Source organism: Blastocatellia bacterium (genome assembly GCA_016713405.1).
Lineage (GTDB): Bacteria > Acidobacteriota > Blastocatellia > Chloracidobacteriales > JADJPF01 > JADJPF01.
Map to the genome: position 1 here is coordinate 238,674 of JADJPF010000006.1, position 21,284 is coordinate 259,957.

The following is a 21,284-nucleotide window of genomic DNA, read 5'->3' on the forward strand; positions in this document are numbered from 1 at the left end:
TCTTAATATATCCCTATAAATTTCCCCTTAAATTATTTTCCTTTGGAGTGGTTGTCATGAAATTTTTGGAGATATTAAAACACGATACAAGCAGCACAATGTCCCCTGCTCGAGCCTTTTTAATTTCTATGCTTTATATGATTTCGGCTGATGAACAAATTGAAAGTCAAGAAATTGCACGACTATTAACTATTACTGGTAGCACTAAAACCGGTCCCCTTAGCCTACAAGCAATTAACCAAAAATCTCTCGACTTAGCCTTACATTATCGTAGTCGTAATTCTTTAGATCATTTCTTACTAGAAGTAGCACCTGTTCTTTCCCATCTACAAAAAAAATGTATTTTACTTAATATATTTGAATGTGCTATTTCTGACCAAGAAATTGATATTCCCGAACAAACAGTTTTTGATAAATTTATAGCCGCTTTTGAAATTCCAATGGAAGAACTTTCTCCACACTTGACAACAATTTTACTAAAAAATAATTTCTCTATTTTTAGTAATAATCCATAAACTTTTAGGTAGAATATGACTATTTTAGAAACAACTATAACTAGTGTTACAGTTTATACTAGCTATGCTAGGGTGACTCGTCAGATCAAAACTAAATTAACAAGTGGAAACCATACTTTAGTAATCAATAACCTACCTGACACTTTTTTATCCGACTCTGTACGTGTAAATGGGCAAGGTAGCGAGTTAAAAATTATTGCTGTAGAAGTAAACCAACAAATGTTAAGCGAGTCTCCAGAAGCTAAAATAGCTGAACTAGAGAAAGTTTTAAAAAATTTACAACTAGAAGAACAAAAGTTAAATTCTGAAGCTAAGATAATTAGCGGTAAATTATCCTTACTCAACCAACTACAAACATCTGTTGGAACAACTTTCCCAAGGTCTATAAGCTACAACAAAAACTCAATAGAGAATTTAGATAAAACGCTAAATTATTTAACTCAGGAGTTAGAAAATACTTATAAACAAGAGCTAGAATTTAAAGAAAAACAAAGTGATTTAGCAAAACAAATAGCTATAACCAAATATGAACTAGATAAATTACAAAATAAGGATGTTAAATTACGCTGGGAAATACAAATTTTTGTAGAAATGTCTAGCGAAGCTGAAATCTTCTTAGATATATTTTATTTAGTTAGCGGAGCATCCTGGCAGCCTTTATATGATATTCGATTAATAGAAGATAAGGTTACTTTAAGCTATCTAGCTAGTATTACTCAACAAACTGGCGAAGAATGGAAAGAAGTTAACTTGTCACTTTCCACTGCACAAGTAGCAACAACTAGCACAATTCCAGAATTATCTCCTTGGTACTTAAGGGTTTATTCTCCTCCTGTATATCCTCCACCTCAATCAATGGCTAAATCCGCTGGCCCTTTAGCAGCATTTGGTGGGGCCGTTAGACGACGTTTAGAAGAATCCTCAGAAGATGAAGACCTAGCTTTATCAGACGTATTAGCTGAACCAGCACAAATATCAACAACTACAATAGAAACAAATAGTTCTGGTTCATCTGTTACTTATCGAGTGCCAAAATCTACTGATATTCCTAATGATGGCTCACCACATAAAACAACTATTGCAATAATTCCTCTGGAAACTAATTTAGATTATGTTACTGTCCCTAAATTAGCACACGAAGTATATTTACGAGCAAAAATAAAAAACACTTCTCCATATTTATTTTTAGCAGGTAAAGCAAATATTTTTCATGAAGCACATTTTGTTGGAAATACAGAGATAGAATTAACTGCCCCTAATGAAGAATTTGAATTGCAACTAGGGGTTGATAGCCGAATTAAAGCGGAAAGAAAGCTAACTCAGCGCACTGTAAGCAAAACTTTTCTTGGAGGCAGCAAACGTATTACTTTTACCTACACTAATACTATTACTAATAATATAACTAAGCCAATTAAAATAAGCATTTTTGATCAACTCCCTATAGCTTCACACGAGCAAATAAAGATTAAAAACAGTGAAATTTCTCCAAAACCTACTGAACAAGATGACTTGCAGGTTATAAAATGGGAGTTGGACTTAAAAACAGGAGAGAAAAAAGAATTTTCTCTTACTTTTACAGTAGAACACCCAAGAGAATACACAATAATTGGGTTAAATTAAGTTATTAAAGGATTTGGCTGTGTTATTAAAACTAAACAAATTAGCAATATATGCATGGGGGGTGCTAGGTTATAACTTAGCCGTAATTGTTTGGGGTGCTTATGTTCGTTCTAGCCGTTCGGGTGATGGATGTGGTAGTCATTGGCCTGATTGCAATGGTGAAATAATTCCAACAGCCCCAGAGCTAAAAACCATAATTGAGTTTACCCATAGATTAACTAGTGGTGTAGCATTACTAATGGTAGTAGCACTGCTGATTTGGTCGCACCGGCTTTATCAGAAAAAACATCCTGTCAGACTTGGAGCTAAACTTTCTATGCTCTTTATGCTCTTAGAAGCTGCTGTAGGAGCAGGATTAGTTTTGTTTCGCTTAGTAGCCGATAATGCTTCTATTGCTCGTGCAATGTTTATGTCTGTTCATTTAGTTAATACATTCTTATTATTAGCAGCATTAACATTAACAGCTTGGTGGGCATCAGGTGGCCCGGCAATAAGGTTAAAATCGCGTCCAATGCTTAGTTTAGGTATAACTGCCTGTCTATTATTAATAATGCTTTTAGGTATGAGTGGGGCTGTAGCAGCACTTGGGGACACATTATTTCCTGCTCATTCTTTAGAACAAGCTCTAAAAGCTGACCTTTCACCTACAGCACATCTTTTAATCCGCTTACGTATTTTTCATCCTATAATTGCAGTAATTTCTGTTAGTATCTCTCTTTCTTTAGTTATAGTTGCGATGTTGCAATATCCTAGCATTTGGGCAAAGCGGTTTGGTTGGTCATTTGTTGCTCTATCAATACTGCAAATAAGTTTGGGCATCTTAAATATTGCTCTACTTGCCCCTACTTGGCTTCAATTAGTACACTTACTAGTAGCTGATTTGGTTTGGCTATCTTTAATTTTATTTGGAGCTAATGTTTTGCTTGCAGATTGGCAAGTTAATCCTGTAGAAGAAACAAACTTAAAAACTGTGTCTTTAGCAAGTAATTAAAGTATAGTTACGTAAGAATATAAATTTATACTCTTACGTAACTAATATAGGGGCTTATAGCCTAAATGAAATCTGTCCTTTTACATTAGCTGAACCTGTTCTTAGCTTGTTTGTGTTGAATTTCCATTGCTCAACAGCCTCTAAACAAGCATCATTTACTTTTTCATCACCGCTAATAATTTGGCTATTTATAACATTACCTGCTCGGTCAACTTCAATTTCTACTATAACTTGACCTGTAAAATCATTTTCTATTTTTGGCTCAACAATCGTAGTGGCTGCTTGTCGTAACTCTGTTTCACTACGATTAATAACTATAGTTTTAATAACTACATCACCCATTTCTACTACTGGTTCATTTACTGGATTAGCAGCAACTCGGCCCATAACTATTTTTCCCATCTCAGGCTCTTTAGTTGAACAGTTATTAGAATTACTATTAGCTAATTCATCTTTAGGAATTGGATTAGTATCAATTGCCATTTCACCTTGTACATAATTATTTTTAGGGTTGTAGTTAACCGCAACGGATCCCATAAGCGGATGTTCTGTTGTTTTTTTGCTAGTTAAATAACTAAACATCCCAAAGCTTGCTCCAAAACTTAACACGGCTGAAATAATAGCTGTTGCTGTACGAGCAATTTTCTTTTTTAAGGCTTGAAGGCCAACAGGACAATTTTGAGTAAGGATTGTGCCATCAGAACGACGATAAAACCTAACACATAAACGACCTTCTTTATTTCTAATTAATTCTTCTGCTTGGTCTTGAGCCATATTAGAAAGGTTATAAACATTTAAGCTACATTGTTGGCAAAATCTAACTTGGTCATTACCAGTCATTTCATTCCAATTAGCAGAACAAGGAGCAGCAATAGAATCAGAAAAATTGTTTTTTATATAAATTTTGAAAAAGCTTCAAAACTTAGCCACCTTTAACAAGCTTTATCAATAAAATTTAGCATGCTAGAATGGCACGTTTATTGCGTTGGTTAATAAATAGCAAGTTATTAACCAATATCTGAGGAAGTTAACACAAAAGAAAATAAGAGGAAGTAATTATGCAAATCCAAAAAATTGCAGTTTTAACCAGTGGTGGAGATGCTCCAGGCATGAATGCTGCTATTCGTGCAGTAGTAAGAACAGGCTTAGAAAAAGGTTGGGAAACTTTTGGTATTCGCTATGGTTACACAGGTTTATTGAATGGCAATATTATCCCGCTTGGTATGCGTGATGTAGGTGGAATTATTCAAAGAGGTGGGACAATGTTAGGTAGTTCTCGTTGCCCAGAAATGCGTAATGAAGAAGGAAAGCAAAAAGCTCTGCAAGCATTAAAAGATAATAAAATTGATGCTTTAGTAGTTATAGGCGGAAACGGTTCACAAACTGGAGCTTATTCACTTTCCCAACTAGGTTTTCCTGTTGTGGGAATTGCTTCAACAATTGATAATGATTTGTGTGGCTCAGATATTACTATTGGTACTGATACGGCATTAAATATTGCACTTGAAGCAATTGACCGACTTAAAACTACAGCATCTTCTCATAAAAGAGGGTTTCTTTTAGAAGTGATGGGAAGAAATTGTGGCTATTTAGCACTAATGGCCGGCATTGCTGGTGGTGCTGAAGCTATAGTTATTCCTGAAGCAGAACTTGATCCAGAAACAATTGCTGAACAAATTCATAGTTCTTATGAAAGAGGAAAAGCTCATGCTTTGATAGTCGTAGCTGAAGGAGCAAAAAATAATGCCGAAAGTTTAATAGCCTACTTTAAAGAACATGGAAAAAGGCTTGGTTTTGACTTAAGGCTTACTAAACTAGGACATGTTCAACGTGGTGGCTCACCAGGTGCATTTGATCGCATACTTGCTACTAGACTAGGAGCCGGTGCTGTAGAATACTTAAGTCAAGGTCAACATGGTGTTTTAGTAGGTTGGATAAATGGTAATATATCAGCTACCCCGCTTTCAGAAATTGCTAATAAAACTAAATCTATAGATATGGAGCTATTTAAGTTAGCTCAAATTTTGTCTTTATAGGTTAATTAATTTGGAAGTAAAAAAAGGAAGTAGTAATAAAGTATTGGGGCGTTAAAAAGTACGCTGTCTAAGCGGTCTAGCAATCCTCCATGACCTGGAATTATTGAGGCAGCATCTTTAGCACCTGCACCACGTTTAAGCAGCGACTCAAATAAATCCCCCATCTGACTAATAATATTCATTACTACAGCTAAAATTAGTACATGATGCAAAGGTAGTTGGGGGAAGAAAGTATATTTACTAACTAAAGCTGCCATAATTGCACCAAATAGGCCACCAATAGAGCCTTCAATAGTTTTTCCAGGTGAAATTAATGGCACTAGCTTATTTTTTCCTAAATTTCTACCTACGTAATAAGCCCCGGTATCGCTAGCCACAATAATTAGAAAAAATAAGGAAAGTAGTTGGCTAGATTTAGGATAAGGATTAGCAGTAAATTTTACTGCTAGTAAAAAGCTAGCTAGTAAAACCACATAACACACACCCAACAAGGTAGCAGCAACAGAGCTTAAAACCTTAGCAAAATCTTCTGATGTTTTACTTTCAAAAAGAGAAGTAATCATCATTGTAGTAAGTAAAACAACTATTGTAGGGATAATTATTTTTTCTGGATTATTATTTTGGGTTACAGCATAAACTATTGCACAAGCAGCTAAATAACCTTGGATTTGATGAGGGTTAGAACCAACCTTTTTTGCTAACTGGAAAAATTCCCAAAGAGCTAATGCAAGTACAATAACAGCTAAAGTTAAGAAGTAATAAGGGTTTTGACTCCAAATAGCAAAGCCTAATAAAGAAACTAGCACTAGTCCTGAAACAACCCGTTTCATTTTGCCACCCTTGCGGCAGGCTGCTCAACTGGGGCCAGACCTCCATAACGTCGCTCACGTTTTTGATATTCAATTACTGCTTCAAATAAGTTTGTGCGGCAGAAGTCAGGCCATAAAGTATCAACTACATAAATTTCTGTATAAGCAATTTGCCAAAGAAGAAAATTAGAAATCCGCATTTCCCCGCTAGTACGAATTAGTAGATCTGGGTCAGGAAGTTGTGAAGTATAAAGATAGCGGGAAATTTCTTGTTCAGTAATATCTGAAGCACTGCGCCCATTCTTAAGATAATCTAAATGAAGTCTGCGAAAAGCATCTATAAGCTCATTGCGCCCACCATAATTTAAGGCAATATTTAATACCATTCCTGTATTAGCGGCGGTTTGTTCTTGAGCAAATTTAATTTCTTTTTGGATTGAGCGATCTAGCTCTTCTGTACGTCCAACCGTTACAAAACGAATGTTATTACGTTTAATTTCTGCAAGTTCAGAGCGTAAAAATTCTTTTAGCAAGCTCATTAGCGTAACAACTTCTAAATGAGGGCGTTTCCAATTTTCTACAGAAAAAGCATATAGGGTAAGAGCTTTAAGTTTTAGCCTTGCTGCTGTTTCTACTGTTGCACGTACAGCTTGCACACCTGCACGATGTCCAACTACACGAGGACGACCACGTTTAGCCGCCCAACGACCATTGCCATCCATAATAATAGCTATATGTTGAGGCATTTTTTCTGAGTTTATTTGATTAAGTAGGAACTCATCGCGCGAGCCGCGTTCAATAACACCTTCAAAATCGAACATTTACCTATGTTTCCCTGTTAAGATTGGCCGCAAGATTATATCAAAGCCAAAAGCGAAAGTGCGATGTCAAGTTACTGAAAAAATTTGATTTTTTTGTAATTTTGTAAATTGACAAACTAGTAGTCTACCTTGAGCAAAGTTAAACCACAAGCCGGGGCCGTTGGCCCGGCTTGACTACGATCTTGAGACTGTAAGATTTTAATAATTTTCTCTACCTCTAACTTGCCTCGCCCAACTTCTAGTAGCGTTCCAACAATTGTCCGCACCATATAACGCAAAAATCCATTACCTGAAACTTGAAAAATTAACTTATCCTCTTTTTCTTCTATCTCAATACTAGTAATAGTGCGGATACAAGAATGTGTTTCTGGTGCTGTAGCAAAAGCAGCAAAATTATGTGTCCCAATTAAATTACTAGCTGCTATTTGTAAGTTAAGTAAATTTAATTTATATGGATAATGATAAAAGTAACGATACTTAAAAGGACTAACTATTTCTCCTATCCCAACTTGATAACGATAGCTTTTTCCTTTTGCTGAAAATCTAGCATGAAAATCCTGTGCGACTTCTTCAACACTGCTAACACGAATATCTAAAGGTAAATTACCATTAATTGCACGTTTTAACTTATCACAAGCAATCTGTTTTTCTGTTAAAAAACTAGCTACTTGTCCAAAAGCGTGAACTCCTGCATCAGTACGGCCTGCACCATGTAATATTATTTTCTCGCTTGTTATACGTCTTAATATTTCTGTCAAAATTCCCTGAATAGTAGTTCCATTGGGCTGAATTTGCCAGCCACAATAATTAGTCCCATCATATTGTAAGGTAAGTTTAATATTACGCATTAATTATTAATTTTCTATTTACTTGGATTTATCAGAAGTTTGCCGGCTACCTGGTTTTACTAGTGGTAATCCTTCTTGGCACATTGGGCAATTTTCCGCCGAGTAGGTCGCAACATCTAAAGCGGCTAAAGACACTGGTATAAAGGGAAGTTCAGCCTTACCTGCTGAACGGTCAATAATAGAAGCATTTCCAACAACTTCCCCACCTAATTTTGTTACTACTTCAATTACTTCTCTAGTAGATTTACCTGTAGTAATAACATCTTCAATTACTAAAACTTTTTCACCTGCTTTTATTTCAAAACCTCGTCTTAGCTGCATTTGTCCTGCTTCACGTTCAGTAAAAATTGCTCTTACTGAAAGATTGCGTGCAACTTCATGTCCAATAATTACACCACCTAAAGCAGGAGCAACCACTAAATCTATTTTTTGAGTATAAAAGCGTTTAGCTAAATGCTCTCCCAAACTTTCTGCATCTTTTGGATATTGCAACACCAAGGCACATTGTAAATATTTAGCACTATGTAGCCCTGAACTTAGTAAAAAATGCCCTGATAATAATGCTCCCCGCTCAGTAAATAGCTCTAATACACTTGACTGATCCATTTTAAATAAAAAACCCCTTCTTAAAGTTAATAGTTAAAATTATTTTCTTTATCTTCTGTTTTCTCATCAGTTAGAATGCTTTTGTTTTTAAGAAATTTCAATCAATAACGGTTTTTTTTATGCCCGTCAAGCCATGTGTTTCTGCCTTTATACAAGCTGGTGGTAAAAGTCAAAGAATGGGACAAAATAAAGCCCTACTAAATTTAGCTGGCCGTAAATTAATTGAATACCCTATAAAAAGCCTTTCAAGTATAACTCCTTATGTTTCAATTATTACCAATACTCCTGAGCTATATAGCGATCTAAAAGTAACCTCTTATCCAGACCTGCGCCTTGATTGTGGGCCATTGGGGGGGATTTATTCAGCCTTACATTATTCTACTACTGACTATATACTTACCCTTGCTTGTGATATGCCTCTTGTATCAAGTAAATTACTGCTTTTTTTAATTGAACAAGGAAACAATTATCAAGTTTGTGTACCAATGGACAAAGATAAACAACTACAACCGCTTTGCGCTCTTTACCATAAATCTTGTCAAGAGAATATCTTAGCATTGCTTGATCAAAAAAAGTTTGCTCCTAAAAATTTATTTTCTTTGGTAAAAACAAAAATAGTGTTTTTTAAGGATTTTATTGACTTACCAGGAGCAGAGCATTTTTTTACTAATATCAATACTCCTACTGACTTTGATTTAGTAAGCCATTATTTGTCTTAGATTATTTATTTTTATTGTTTTCCAAGGAAGTGAAGTTTTGTTTGATAAAAGAAAAATTGATATAATGGGCTAGCAAAATTCTTGCTAATAATTTCTAATCAATCTTCCCCAAAATTGGAGACCATAATGCTGAGTAGACAGCAAAAAAAAGTTCTTATTACTGTTGGTAAATTTGTCTTACCTATTGTTACAGCATTTGTAGTATTAATGCTGTCACTTACATTTTACACAATAAAATCTCTTACTAAACCCCAAAAGACTACCTATGCCGTAAGCTTAGAGGATTATAAGTTAATAGGTGTCCCTATAACTAAGCAAGATGTTAGTTGGTCATTAAAAGGCGGAGGCAAAGCAGATGGTTGGCTTTTTCAAGGGCCAAAAGGCGCACCTTTAATTGTTCTAAGTCATAGTTATGGTCAAAATATGGTTGACCAAATTAGTTTAGCTGTCTTGTTATACAGTTCTGGCTATCATGTCTTGCTTTATGACTTAAGAGGACATGGGCAAAGTGCTGTAGAGCAAACTTCTTTAGGTGATGATGAAGTAGACGATTTACTTGCAGGAATAGAGCAGGCAAAAACTCTTAAAGATCCAAATGGTGAGCCATTAGTTGACAAAAATCGTGTAGGACTTTTTGGGGTTAGTCTTGGTGCTTATGCTTCTTTAGTTGCTGCTAGCAAAGATCCTTCAATAAAAGCTGTTGCTGTTGATGCAGTTTATCCAGATGTTAGACGTTATTTAGAACTTAAAATGAAAGATTTTTCTAGCTTAAGTAATCCACTACTATTTTATTTTGCTGAGCTAGGAATGAAAATAACTTTTTCAAAATATGGAACTACTTCAGCACAAAAAGCTGTGCGTAACTTAGCCGAAGTAAATCAACTCTATATAGTTGGTAAGGATGCTAAAGAGTTACAAACAACTACTAAAGAATTATTTAATCAAGCACTTACGCCTAAAGCAGTTGAAGAAGTACCAAAATCCCGTATCAATATACTTTATAAAGGTGATCAAGATGTTTATGATCCGGTAGTACAAACATTCTTTTTAACAGCCCTACCACCAACAGTAGAAGCTGTTGATCCAACGGCTAGAACAGAAAACAAACAATAAGCAGAATTAGAAATTGTTAATTTTTAGGAAAATTTTAATTTATGTTAGCAAGACGTTTTTTCTATTTCTTTTTAGTAGTATTTTTGTTGGCTACAGCCTGTCAAAATGAGACTCAAAATTCAACCAATCCTTCTACAACAAACCCTCAGACAAGCCAAACACCAACAAACACAACAAATAAACCTGATACCGTTTTACTAGATAAAAAAGAAAACATTAAGGTTGGTCTTTTAATACCAGAAATTCTTACTACAGATATTGGTGGAAATAACTTAACCATTGGCTCACGTTTAGATAAACAAGGCCAACTTCTAATGGTCTATGCTCCAAGTTGCCCTGTTTGCCATGCTACTATGCCTCGTATAACTACGCTTTATAGCGGTTTTTTCCGTGAACGTAATATTCCTGTTATTGCATTATCCGTACAACCAAAAGCAGCAACAGAATTTAGTGTTAAAGAGCTAAATATACCTTTTAAGGTAGCTGTAATGCCTGATGTAGATGCACGTTTTGGCTGCCATATTCCTGACATACCAACTACAATTGCTCTTGGTTCAGACGGTAGCATTAAAGGTATTTGGGTAGGACAATTAGGCTCAGAACAAATGACAGAAATAATAAAAATCTTTTGTCCCGATTGTAATATACAAATTAACCAATCTTAAAACTTATAAATTAGCAGGTATTATGCTTAATGGATAATATAGATAATAAAACTCGGAGTCGTCTAGTAACTTGGGAAGATCCTTTTGAAGTAGCAAAAATATCAGCAGAAATGGATGGGCTAGCATTTCTAAAATTAATGATTGAAACTAAAAAAAACCCTCCTATCGCTAGCTCTTTAAGTTTTAAGCTTACTGAAGTAATTGAAGGTAAAGCTGTATTCACATTTGAACCTGCTGAATACCACTATAACCCATTAGGTGTAGTTCATGGAGGCGTAGCAGCAACCGTTTTAGATGCTGCTATGGCTTGTGCTATCCATTCCTTACTGCCAAAAGGAAAATTTTGTACTACACTAGAGATTAAAGTTAATTACCTTCGTGCAATTACATTAAAATCTGGTTTGTTACGTTGTGAAGGTGAAGTAATTCACTTAGGTAAACAAACATCTGTAACACAAGGAAAACTTTTAGATAACGCAGGCAAGCTTTATGCTACTGCTACTGCTACTTTTATGATTTTGAAGACAGATGAAAAATAATTTATTTTTATTAGGAGGCGTATGAGAAAAAAGTTTTTCCTCTTAATTATTTTTTTAATTACCTTCGGGAGTTTTAGTTTAACTATGGCACAAAGTAATATCACAGCACCAATAGCTAAAAAAGTTCCAAAGATTAACAAAATACATGGGGATACATTAACAGATAATTATTACTGGTTAAGAGAAAAAAATAATCCTGAAGTTATTTCTTATTTAGAAGCAGAAAATGCTTATACAGATTCTGTAATGAAGCCTTATAAAGAATTTGAGCAAAATCTTTATAAAGAAATCGTTAGTAGAATTAAAGAAACAGACCTTTCTGTTCCCTACCGTGAAGGGGATTATCTTTATTACAACCGAACAGAAGAAGGTAAACAATATCCAATCCTTTGCCGCAAGCTAGCTGCTGATACAAAGGCTAAAGAAGAAATCCTCTTAGACCTAAATAAATTGGCTGAAGGTCAGAAATTTATGTCTTTAGGTGACTTGGACATTAGCCCAGATGGAAAAAAATTAGCTTACACTACTGATAATAATGGGTTTAGACAATATCAGCTTTTTATCAAAGACCTTGAAACAGGTAAAATTTATCCTGAAACTAGAGAACGTGTTACAACTGTTTTATGGGCAGAAGATAATAAAACTCTATTTTATGTTGTAGAACATCCTCAAACTAAACGTTCCTATCAACTTTATAAACACCTATTAGGTAGTGAAAAAGACGACCTAGTTTTTGAAGAAAAAGATGAACTCTATGGTTTAGGTCTAAGTAAATCTAGCAGTGATGATTATATCTTTTCTGTTTCTAGTAGTTCTACTACTACTGAAGTTCGCTATATACCTAGCAATAAACCTGATAGCAATTTCAAGGTATTCTTAGCACGTGAAGAAGGTCATGAATATTCTTTAGACCACCATAGCGGACAAAATTTTTATGTTCTTACAAATCTAGAAGCCAAGAATTACCGTTTAGTTACTTCTGCAATTGAAAATTCTGATAAAAACAATTGGCAAGAAATAATCCCTCACAAAGAAAAAGTTAAACTTGAAGGAATGCAGTTTTTTGCTAACCACTATATAGTTTATCAACGTGAAGATGGTCTGCAAAAAATTCTTATTTCAAACCTATCTAATAAACAAACTCATTTTATTGAATTTCCTGAGCCAGCTTATTCAGTTTTTGGTAATGCTAACCGTATATTTGACACCAACATTTTTAGGTTTTCTTATCAATCCTTTGTTACTCCTAACTCAGTCTTTGACTATGATATGGACAAGCGCGATCGTAAATTATTAAAACAAGATGAAGTTATTGGAGGTTATGATCCAACACAATATAAATCTGAAAGAATCTTTGTCACTGCAACAGATGGTGCGCGTATCCCTGTTTCAATGGTCTATAAAAAAGATTTGGTAAAAGATGGCTCTCGTCCAATGTTTTTAAGTGCTTATGGTGCTTATGGTGCTACAACTCCTGTTACATTTTCTTCAGCATCTTTAAGTTTAATTGATCGTGGAGTAATCTTTGTCCGTGCGCATGTTCGTGGTGGTAGTGATTTAGGTCAAATCTGGCATGACCAAGGTAAAATGATGCTTAAACGTAATACTTTTACCGATTTTATTAATGTCACAGAATATCTAATTAATGAAAAATATACTAGTAAAGATCGAATAGTAATCCAAGGTGGTAGCGCAGGTGGTTTGCTTATAGGTGCAGTTGTTAATATGCGTCCAGAACTCTTTAAAGCAGCTATAGCTGAAGTGCCTTTTGTTGACGTAATTAACACAATGTTAGATGAAACTTTACCTCTAACCGTAGGTGAATTTTTAGAATGGGGTAATCCTAAAGTGAAAAATGAGTATGATTACTTAAAGTCTTACTGCCCATACACTAACATTGCAGCTAAAGCTTATCCTAATATTTTAGTAAAAACTTCATTAAATGATAGCCAAGTAATGTATTAGGAACCAGCTAAATATGTAGCAAAACTTCGTGTAACTAAAACTGACAACAATTTATTACTTCTAAAAACTAACTTAGCTGGCGCATTATGCGGTGCATCAGGTCGTTATGACAGATTTAAGGAAGTAGCCTTTAACTATACATTTATACTTACTCAATTAGGTATAGCTCAATAAGTACACTGTAACTTAAATATTCTGATATTTTAATCTTAAGCCCCAGCGGGGCGACAGATAGGTAATATAGGGTTGAAACCCTACGTATGATAACATAATATTCCCAAAAGCCCCAGAGGGGCGACAGAGTATTTTCTTAGCATTAAAAGACTATGTCGCCCTTACAGGGCTTAAAGAGACTTAACTATTATGTAATAAGTAATTCTAAACTCTACAACTAGCGGTTATTTTGAAGGATAGAAACAAGATGACCGCTTCCCAAAACTCACCTTAATTTTATTTAGTCTAAGTAGTTTTTTATATGCTATATTTTGCATAATCTAATGGCTAGCGTACTTGTGAACTTTTACTACCCAAGAAGAAAGCTTTTAATTTATGTCTCTTATAAAATCTGAAGATTTTCTTGGAACTAATAGATTTTTAATTCAAAACTTAATAGGCTCAGGGACTTTTGGAGTTGTTTATCAAGTCTATGACCAAATCAATAATAGTGTAGTTGCCTTAAAAAAATTACGTAAAGTTCTTTATGAGCAAAATTCTGAAGCTCTTTATAGATTTAAGCAAGAATTTCGTGCATTAGCTGAAGTTAACCATCCTAATTTAGTTGATCTTTATGAGCTAATTTCTGATGGAAATCAATGTTTTTTTACTATGGAACTAATTGATGGTGTTAGCTTTATTGATTATGTTTATGGAAAAAATAAACATAGTAATCTATCTAATAATTCTTCTCAACAAACTATCTTAGATGCTGCTACAACAACAATTAATAAATCAACTGTATCAAAAAATATACCAAAAATTCATCAAGTAAGCTCTACTAACACTACTAACTCTCCAAGAAAGATTGCTATTACACCTGGCGTAATAGATCGACTAAGAGAAGCCTTAAAACAATTAGCAGCAGGTATTCACGCACTTCATAAAATCGGTAAGCTACATCGAGACTTAAAACCTTCTAATGTCTTAGTTACTGATTCTGGAAGAGTTGTAATTTTAGATTTTGGTCTAGTGATAGAACAAACTCTTGAAAATCTGGAGATTGACCTAGTTGGTACACCAACGCATATGTCCCCAGAACAAGCAGCAGGCTTACCAATTACTACTGCAAGTGATTGGTATAGTTTTGGTGTAATACTTTATCAAGCTTTGACTGGACAATTACCTTTTTCTGGTAAATTATTTGAAATATTAAACAAAAAGCAATTTTTAGACCCTGTTTCCCCTAATCAAATAGTAGAAGGTCTACCAACAGATTTAGCAGACCTATGTTTAGCTCTACTTCAAAGAGACCCACAAAATCGACCCACAGGACTAGAAATAATAGAAAGCTTTAAGGATAAAAATAGCTCGACTTTAACAAAACGTTTTTCACCTGCTACAAATGTATTTGTTGGAAGAAATAGCCATATTAGTTCTTTAACTGCCGCATTTAATCACAGTAAATCTGCTGGCCCAGCAATTGCGTATGTTTATGGTATTTCTGGAATGGGTAAAACCTCTTTAGCACGCTATTTTTTAGCACAAACTAAATCTTTAAACTCCAATGTTTTAATTTTATCCGGTCGTTGTTATGAGCAAGAATCTATGCCCTACAAGGTGTTTGACAGCCTTATAGATTCACTAGCACAATACTTAAAATTTTTATCTGAAAGTTTATTACTTGAGTTATTACCTGATGATTTTTTAGCCTTAACCCGACTTTTTCCAGTATTAAAATCTATTCCAACCATTCGCCAAGAATATAAAAAAGTCCTTAAAATCCCTGATACACAAGAGCTTCGCCGTCGTGCTTTTACAGCCTTACGACAGCTATTAATTAATTTAAGCCAAAAATATTCAGTAGTATTATTTATTGATGATTTGCAATGGGGAGATGGAGATAGTATTGCATTAGTTCAAGAAGTTTTCCGCCCTCCAGATCCTCCATCAATTTTGCTAATTGCTACTTATCGCAGTGAAGAAAAGCATAATGTTTTCTTAAAAGCCCTTTTAGCTCTACCAAAAGAATCAACAGTTAATTCTTGGCATATAGAAGTTGATAAACTTTCCGAAGAAGAATCGCGTGAATTAGCATTAAAATTGTTAGGTGAAAATGAAGAAATTCTTTCTGTGTTTGCAGATTTAATTGCAGAAGAATCGGCTGGAATCCCATTTTTTATTGTTGAACTTGTCCAACATATTCCTATAGGTTCAGCAAATAAACGAGTTACTAAAACTGGAGAATTAATTTCTTCTGGTAAATTAAGATTGACTAAAGAAAATACGGAGGCGGTAAAATCACTAGAAGCAGTTATTCATGAACGTATTTTGCACCTTCCAACCTCAGCCCAACATTTATTAGAAGTAATTGCTATTGCTGGTCGTCCAATTCTTCGCCAATTAGCTAAACAGGTGGCAGGTCTTCAACAAGAAGAACTTTCTGCTATTTCGCTTCTACGCTCACAACATTTAATTAGATTTCGGGAAAATTTTAATGATGAGCTAGAAATTTATCATGACCGTATTAGGGAAGCTATCATCCGTTATTTAACAACTAGTGAAAAGCAACTATATCATCATAAACTAGCTTTAGCCTTAGAAGCTTTTACTAGTATTGATCCAGAAATTTTAGTAGTCCATTTTTTACAATCTAGCGATTTAGAAAAAACTGCTAAATATGCGCTGATTGCTGGAGATAAAGCCCGACAAGCATTAGCCTTTGAACAAGCTGCTCATTTCTACCAAATTTGTATTAATTTATATAATAAAGATACTGCTGTAGAAAGTCTTAAAACTTTACAAGTTAAACTAGCCACCGTTCTTTCCTGTGTTGGACGTGGAGCAGAAGCCGCACAAGTCTTTCTGCTAGCCTCTGAAGAAGCAGAAGTAGAAGAATGGCTAGATTTACAACGTCGTGCAGCAGAACAATTCTTAGTTTCAGGCTTAATTACAGAAGGCTTATCTTTATTTAATACAATACTTAACGCTTTAGGAATGCAACTTCCTACTACACCCCAAGAAGCTTTTAGTTCTATGCTTGCTACACGAACAGAAATTTCTACTCGTGGTTTTAATTTTAGCAAAAGAGCAGAATCAGAACTTTCCACAGAAGAAAAATTATCTATAGATGCTTGTTGGTCAATTGTTATCGGTCTTACGTTTATTGATACAATTCGAGCAGCAGAATTTCAAGCACGACATTTATTATTAGCTTTAGAAAGTGGAGAGATTTATAGAATTTCCCGCGCTCTTGCTATGGAAGTAGGACATCGTGCTGCTGGCGGTAAAGCAGTCTTAAATAATGTATTTGAAATAGTTGAATATCTAGATAAACTATTAACTAAATCTCCTAATATACATACTTTAGGTTTATATAAATTAGTAATAGGTTCTATTTCTTATTTTAATGGTAAGTGGAAAGAAACCTGTCAATTTATGAGAGAGGCCGAAAAAATTTTCCGGGAACAGTGCGCTAATGTTCCTTGGGAAATAGATGCTACTAAGCTTTATCTATTACGAGCTTTATATTACTTAGGAGAGATTAAAGAAATTGCTTATCAGCTACCAAGTTTATTAAAAGAAGTACAGGAAAGAAGCAATCTTTGGGTAGTAGCCTTAATTTATTCCAGATTTTATATTGTCCCACTAGCAGACGATCTACCAAATATTGCAGAAAAACAAGTAAAAGAAGCTATTAACAACTGGTCACAAGAAAGTTTTTATATGCAACATTACTGGAGTTTATTTGCTAATATTGAGATTGCACTTTACAACCAGCAAGCAGTAAAAGCATGGGAAATGGTAGATAAATCTTGGTCTAAATTAACAGAATCTTTGTTATTAAGAGTAGAAGTATTTTTACTAGAAACTTTTTATTTACACGCACGATGTGCTTTAGCCATTGCTTTAGAGAGCGACGAAAAAGACAAGTTTTTTGTTTTAGCAAAACAAGACGCTCAAGAAATAGAAAATCGTCAAGTAGCTTGGGCAATGCCACTTGCCCAACTTATTTACGCTATGATCTCAGTTCAAACCGCAGACAAAGCCACTGCAATTTTACAGTTAGAACAAGCTGAAACTAAGTTAATTGCCGTAGATATGTATCTTTATGCTTATTGTGCTTGTTATCGTCGAGGTCAATTGATGGGTGATAGCAAAGGTGAAAACTTAAAACAAAAAGCTTCTGAATGGTTAAACAACCAAACCATTAAAAATGTAGCCAGCATAGCAGATATGCTAATTCCCGGACATTGGGAATAACAATTAAAGTCTATTTATTTAATTTCTTTTCCAAAATCCCATTTTTGGGATATTTTTATTTTAAAATCGGACAGAAATTACCTTATGGTTAGTATGCAATTCTCTATCAATAAGAAATTCAATAACTTATAAAAAACTTATTTGGCATAATATTTGTCTACTCTAATCACATTTACACAAGGGAATAAATCTTATGTACCAAATTATCCAAGATATTCGTTTTGCTATTCGCCGTTTAAGAAAAACTCCTACATTTGCTTTAATAGCCATAATTTCTTTAGCTTTGGGTATTGGTGCTAATGCGTCTATTTTTAGTTTGGTTAATACTGCACTACTTCGCCCATTACCAGTTGATAAGCCAGAAGAGCTAAGAATTATTTATGGAACAATCCAACAAGGCAAAGTGGATACAATTTTTTCTTACTTAAACTATAAAGATATTAGGGATAGAGGAAAACATGCTATAGATCTGGCGGCTTATAGATTTGTTCCCTTAAGTATGAATCATCAAGGGCAAAATAAAAGACTTTGGGGTTATTTGGTTTCTGGAAATTATTTTGATGTTCTAGGAATAAAACCTAGTCAAGGGCGTTGGTTTAGTTCTGAAGAAGATTTAACACCTGGCACATATCCAGTAATTGTAATAAGTTATAGTTGTTGGCAAACAAAATTTGGTGCAGATCCACAAATTATTGATAAACAAGTTCTTATTAATGGCAATAAATATACTGTAATTGGTGTTGCTCCAAAAGATTTTGTTGGAACAGAAGTTTCTTATAATGCAGAAATTTTTGCTCCTATGATGATGGCTAAACAAATTGAGCCTTTAGGAGATTTGATAGAAAGCCGTACTAATGACAATATTTTTGCTATTGGCCGGCTAAAACTTCCCTCCCAACAAGCTGAATCTGTACTTCAATCAATAATGCAAAGTCTAGCAGAAGAATATCCAAACGATAATCAAGGTCGTGGAATTAAACTAGCAACTCCGGGCCTTTTTATTCCAGAAATTAGAGAGTCTGTTATAGCTTTTTCCTGGATCTTAATGTCTGTTGTGGGAATAGTTGTTTTAATTGCTTGTGTAAATTTAGCAAACTTGTTGTTAGCACGTGCCACAGAAAGACGTAAAGAAATTGCAGTAAGAATAGCTTTAGGTGCAACTCGCTTTCAGCTAATCAAGCAAATGCTAACCGAAAGTCTATTGCTTGGAATAGTTGGCGGAAGCTTAGGTCTAATTTTATCTTTTTGGATTAATGATTTTGTAGCTAAGTTTAAGCTACCTACAGATATTCCTATAGTATTTAATCTAGCAATAGATTGGCGTGTTGTAAGCTTTACTTTTGTTTTATCTATTTTTACAGGTATATTTTTTGGGTTACTTCCAGCTTTACAAGCTTCTAAAACAGATTTAATAGCTGCATTAAAGGATGAGATATCTATAGGGAAGTTTAGTCGCTCCTGGCTACGTAATTTGCTAGTTATTGCTCAAATTGCGCTATCTCTATTACTTTTAGTAAGTTCTGGGTTAATAATTCATGGCTTAGAGAAAGCTCAAACCCTGCGTCCAGGCTTTGAGCCAAGCAATGTTGCCTCTATTTCATTTGACCTTACATTACAAGGTTATGACAAGGAAAAAGGAAAGATTTTTTACTCAAAAGCTCTTGATATGGCAAAATCTATGCCTGCAATAGAATCTGCTACTCTAGTAAATGTTCTACCATTATCAATAGAATTTAATAACACTTCTATTTATATTGAAGGTCAAACAATAGCTAAATCTACTGATTTACCCTTAGCAGTTCCTTATAATGTTTACCCAGATTATTTTCAAACTATGGGAATTTCTTTAAGAGGTCGTGATTTTACAGAAAACGACAAAAATGAGGATTCCCGCTTAGCAATAGTTAATGAAACTTTTGCACATCGCTTTTTTTATGGTCAAGATGCTATAGGTAAACGCTTTAATTTTTCTGGGCCAGAAAATCCTTATTGGACAATAATTGGAGTATGCGCAGATGGAAAATATAATAGTCTTAATGAAGAACAAAAACTGGCTATCTATTTACCAATACTAAGAAATTATACTGCACCAGCTACTTTAATTATTAAAACTAAAAGCAACCCTGAAAACGTTTTAGGTTCTCTAAGAGAAAATATTCAAACTCTAGATCCAACTCTTCCGCTTTATGACGTAAAAACTCTTAAACAACACCTTAATCTTCCTCTATTTCCTGCAAAAATTGCTGCAACTATTCTAGGTAGTTTTGCAATATTAGCTTTAATTCTTGCAGCAATAGGTATTTATGGAACTATGTCTTATGTTGTTTCACAACGTAGCCGCGAAATGGGCATAAGGATAGCTCTTGGCGCAAAGACTTCCGACATATTAAAAATGATTGTTGGTCAGGCTATGAAACTAGTAGCTGTAGGGTTAGGGTTAGGACTAATTGCTGCTTATAGCCTTACTAAATTTCTTTCTAGCCTGCTTTATGGTGTTAGTGCGACTGACCCACTTACTTTTATTATTGTTTTAGTGTTGCTAACCCTGATTGCTTTAGTTGCTTGTTTAATTCCAGCAATAAGAGCAGCAAAAACTGACCCTATGATAGTTCTTCGTCAAAGTTAGATAAAGTTAGAGGAGGTTTTTCTATAAAAATTCCTGTGCTATGATGCAAAAAGCTAATTTAAGAAGTTTTGTTTCTAGTAATATTACGTTATATGCTCATTAACTACTTAAAATCACTTGTTTTTCTTTGTTTATGTTTTTTTGCTCTAACAGCTAGTGTTTTAGCTAATACATCTAGCCAAGTTCAATACAGCAAGTTTTATTCTGCTAGTTTATCAACAGAAGTTGATTTTGCTATTTCACTACCTGAGTCATATAGTAAAAATCCTAGCCGACGTTATCCAATAGTTATTTTTTTACATGGCTTATTTAATGATGAAAAAGACTGGGAAGGGCGAGGAATACAAGCTAAGTTAGATGAACTAAGAAAAGCTAATAAAGTTGGGGAATATATTATTGCTCTACCTTATGGAGCAAATAGTTTTTATCTCAAATGCTAAAACGGGGCTTCGTTATGAAGATGCAATTGTAAAAGATTTTATTCCTTTTGTAGATAAAACCTACCGTACAATTCCTAAACAAAGAATGATAGCAGGTATTTCTATGGGCGGTTATGGAGCATTGTTGATAGCTTTTAAGCATCCAGAACTTTTTATAGGTGTTGCTGCTCATTGTGCAGCACTTTTTGAGGAACTGCCAAAACCTGCTTCCTCGCCAAAAGACACAAGGGCTAAATATCGTTATGAAATAGCAACTCAGCTTTATGGCAACCCACCAGATAATCAGCATTTCCAACAAAATAACCCTCTTTATTTAGCAAAAGCTAATGCTGCTAAGTTAAAAAATTTACAGATTTATTTTGACATAGGACAGCAAGATAGATATGGTTTTGAGCGAGCTAATCAATTATTAGACAGTATTTTAACTGAAGCTAAAATAAAGCATGACTTTCATTTTGTTGTAGGTGAGCATGGATGGTCGTTTTTACTTGCTCGTAGCGAACCAGCTTTTATTTTTTACTGGCAAGTTTTAGGAAGTAAAAATTAATGCTACAA

The 21,284-nt window shown here is 34.4% G+C and carries 17 protein-coding genes and 1 pseudogene; 13 read left to right on the forward strand and 5 right to left on the reverse strand.

The annotated features are described in order from the left end of the window. The first annotated feature begins 56 nt into the window (after nt 1-56). From IPK14_09955 to IPK14_09965, 3 genes are read left to right on the forward strand one after another with little or no spacing between them, the layout of a single operon-like run. Entirely contained in the window at nt 57-515 is a 459-nt protein-coding gene (locus IPK14_09955; GenBank protein ID MBK7993724.1) for a TerB family tellurite resistance protein, read from the forward strand. A 15-nt stretch (nt 516-530) separates the two neighbouring features. After that, nucleotides 531-2,135 (forward strand): mucoidy inhibitor MuiA family protein, encoded by a 1,605-nt coding sequence (locus tag IPK14_09960; GenBank protein MBK7993725.1) that lies wholly within the window; start codon nt 531-533, stop codon nt 2,133-2,135. Nucleotides 2,136-2,154: 19 nt separating this feature from the next. Next, nucleotides 2,155-3,126: a COX15/CtaA family protein gene (locus tag IPK14_09965; GenBank protein ID MBK7993726.1), complete on the forward strand. Its 972-nt coding sequence runs from the start codon at nt 2,155-2,157 to the stop codon at nt 3,124-3,126. 54 nt (nt 3,127-3,180) lie between these two features. On the opposite strand, the gene IPK14_09970 is transcribed toward IPK14_09965, so the two are convergent. Next, complete coding sequence (locus tag IPK14_09970; GenBank protein MBK7993727.1) at nt 3,181-3,966, reverse strand: energy transducer TonB; 786 nt, start codon at nt 3,964-3,966, stop codon at nt 3,181-3,183. Between the two features lie 224 nt (nt 3,967-4,190). Between IPK14_09970 and pfkA the strand changes: the two genes are divergently transcribed. Then, nucleotides 4,191-5,162 (forward strand): 6-phosphofructokinase, encoded by a 972-nt coding sequence (pfkA, locus tag IPK14_09975; GenBank protein MBK7993728.1) that lies wholly within the window; start codon nt 4,191-4,193, stop codon nt 5,160-5,162. Nucleotides 5,163-5,167: 5 nt separating this feature from the next. Here the strand turns inward: pfkA and IPK14_09980 are convergent, their stop codons facing one another. From IPK14_09980 to IPK14_09995, 4 genes are all read right to left on the reverse strand, one after another. Further along, complete coding sequence (locus IPK14_09980; protein ID MBK7993729.1) at nt 5,168-5,992, reverse strand: phosphatidate cytidylyltransferase; 825 nt, start codon at nt 5,990-5,992, stop codon at nt 5,168-5,170. Next, nucleotides 5,989-6,792 carry an isoprenyl transferase gene (locus IPK14_09985; GenBank protein MBK7993730.1) on the reverse strand — a complete coding sequence of 268 codons (804 nt, stop codon included), beginning with the start codon at nt 6,790-6,792 and terminating at the stop codon, nt 5,989-5,991. The genes IPK14_09980 and IPK14_09985 overlap by 4 nt, the downstream gene beginning before the upstream one ends. Nucleotides 6,793-6,908: 116 nt before the next feature. Then, complete coding sequence (gene truA / locus IPK14_09990) at nt 6,909-7,640, reverse strand: tRNA pseudouridine(38-40) synthase TruA (protein MBK7993731.1); 732 nt, start codon at nt 7,638-7,640, stop codon at nt 6,909-6,911. 18 nt (nt 7,641-7,658) lie between these two features. Then, the gene (locus IPK14_09995) at nt 7,659-8,246 is read right to left on the reverse strand and encodes an orotate phosphoribosyltransferase (GenBank protein MBK7993732.1); all 588 of its coding nucleotides are present in this window, start codon (nt 8,244-8,246) and stop codon (nt 7,659-7,661) included. Nucleotides 8,247-8,365: 119 nt separating this feature from the next. On the opposite strand from IPK14_09995, the gene IPK14_10000 reads away from it, so the two are divergent. The 9 genes and pseudogenes from IPK14_10000 to IPK14_10040 all read left to right on the forward strand — a co-directional run bounded on the left by IPK14_10000 (nt 8,366) and on the right by IPK14_10040 (nt 21,276). Then, nucleotides 8,366-8,965: a molybdenum cofactor guanylyltransferase gene (locus tag IPK14_10000; protein ID MBK7993733.1), complete on the forward strand. Its 600-nt coding sequence runs from the start codon at nt 8,366-8,368 to the stop codon at nt 8,963-8,965. 126 nt (nt 8,966-9,091) lie between these two features. Then, nucleotides 9,092-10,078 carry an alpha/beta fold hydrolase gene (locus IPK14_10005; GenBank protein ID MBK7993734.1) on the forward strand — a complete coding sequence of 329 codons (987 nt, stop codon included), beginning with the start codon at nt 9,092-9,094 and terminating at the stop codon, nt 10,076-10,078. A gap of 41 nt (nt 10,079-10,119) precedes the next feature. Beyond that, the gene (locus tag IPK14_10010; protein MBK7993735.1) at nt 10,120-10,743 is read left to right on the forward strand and encodes a TlpA family protein disulfide reductase; all 624 of its coding nucleotides are present in this window, start codon (nt 10,120-10,122) and stop codon (nt 10,741-10,743) included. A 29-nt stretch (nt 10,744-10,772) separates the two neighbouring features. Beyond that, a complete protein-coding gene (locus tag IPK14_10015; GenBank protein ID MBK7993736.1) occupies nt 10,773-11,282 on the forward strand; it encodes a PaaI family thioesterase in 510 nt (169 codons plus the stop codon). Nucleotides 11,283-11,303: 21 nt separating this feature from the next. Next, a pseudogene (locus IPK14_10020) lies at nt 11,304-13,421 on the forward strand (S9 family peptidase). A 375-nt stretch (nt 13,422-13,796) separates the two neighbouring features. Then, nucleotides 13,797-17,663, forward strand: coding sequence for a protein kinase (locus tag IPK14_10025; GenBank protein ID MBK7993737.1), 3,867 nt, complete (start codon nt 13,797-13,799; stop codon nt 17,661-17,663). A gap of 193 nt (nt 17,664-17,856) precedes the next feature. Beyond that, entirely contained in the window at nt 17,857-20,289 is a 2,433-nt protein-coding gene (locus tag IPK14_10030) for an ABC transporter permease (GenBank protein MBK7993738.1), read from the forward strand. A gap of 92 nt (nt 20,290-20,381) precedes the next feature. Further along, nucleotides 20,382-20,729, forward strand: a complete 348-nt coding sequence (locus IPK14_10035; GenBank protein MBK7993739.1) for a hypothetical protein — start codon at nt 20,382-20,384, stop codon at nt 20,727-20,729. Then, a complete protein-coding gene (locus IPK14_10040) occupies nt 20,698-21,276 on the forward strand; it encodes an alpha/beta hydrolase (protein MBK7993740.1) in 579 nt (192 codons plus the stop codon). Before IPK14_10035 ends, IPK14_10040 begins: the two co-directional genes overlap by 32 nt. The last annotated feature ends 8 nt before the right edge of the window (nt 21,277-21,284 follow it).

What these genes read in the sequence shown, in the direction of transcription:
- IPK14_09970 (MBK7993727.1), bottom strand. Translation starts at nt 3,966, where the DNA reads ATGACTGGTAATGACCAAGTTAGATTTTGCCAACAATGTAGCTTAAAT.
- IPK14_09980 (MBK7993729.1), bottom strand. Translation starts at nt 5,992, where the DNA reads ATGAAACGGGTTGTTTCAGGACTAGTGCTAGTTTCTTTATTAGGCTTT.
- IPK14_09995 (MBK7993732.1), bottom strand. Translation starts at nt 8,246, where the DNA reads ATGGATCAGTCAAGTGTATTAGAGCTATTTACTGAGCGGGGAGCATTA.
- IPK14_09955 (MBK7993724.1), top strand. Translation starts at nt 57, where the DNA reads ATGAAATTTTTGGAGATATTAAAACACGATACAAGCAGCACAATGTCC.
- IPK14_10015 (MBK7993736.1), top strand. Translation starts at nt 10,773, where the DNA reads ATGGATAATATAGATAATAAAACTCGGAGTCGTCTAGTAACTTGGGAA.
- IPK14_10005 (MBK7993734.1), top strand. Translation starts at nt 9,092, where the DNA reads ATGCTGAGTAGACAGCAAAAAAAAGTTCTTATTACTGTTGGTAAATTT.
- IPK14_10035 (MBK7993739.1), top strand. Translation starts at nt 20,382, where the DNA reads ATGCTCATTAACTACTTAAAATCACTTGTTTTTCTTTGTTTATGTTTT.
- truA (MBK7993731.1), bottom strand. Translation starts at nt 7,640, where the DNA reads ATGCGTAATATTAAACTTACCTTACAATATGATGGGACTAATTATTGT.
- IPK14_10010 (MBK7993735.1), top strand. Translation starts at nt 10,120, where the DNA reads ATGTTAGCAAGACGTTTTTTCTATTTCTTTTTAGTAGTATTTTTGTTG.
- IPK14_09985 (MBK7993730.1), bottom strand. Translation starts at nt 6,792, where the DNA reads ATGTTCGATTTTGAAGGTGTTATTGAACGCGGCTCGCGCGATGAGTTC.
- IPK14_09960 (MBK7993725.1), top strand. Translation starts at nt 531, where the DNA reads ATGACTATTTTAGAAACAACTATAACTAGTGTTACAGTTTATACTAGC.
- IPK14_10030 (MBK7993738.1), top strand. Translation starts at nt 17,857, where the DNA reads ATGTACCAAATTATCCAAGATATTCGTTTTGCTATTCGCCGTTTAAGA.
- IPK14_10025 (MBK7993737.1), top strand. Translation starts at nt 13,797, where the DNA reads ATGTCTCTTATAAAATCTGAAGATTTTCTTGGAACTAATAGATTTTTA.
- IPK14_10040 (MBK7993740.1), top strand. Translation starts at nt 20,698, where the DNA reads ATGGAGCAAATAGTTTTTATCTCAAATGCTAAAACGGGGCTTCGTTAT.
- IPK14_10000 (MBK7993733.1), top strand. Translation starts at nt 8,366, where the DNA reads ATGCCCGTCAAGCCATGTGTTTCTGCCTTTATACAAGCTGGTGGTAAA.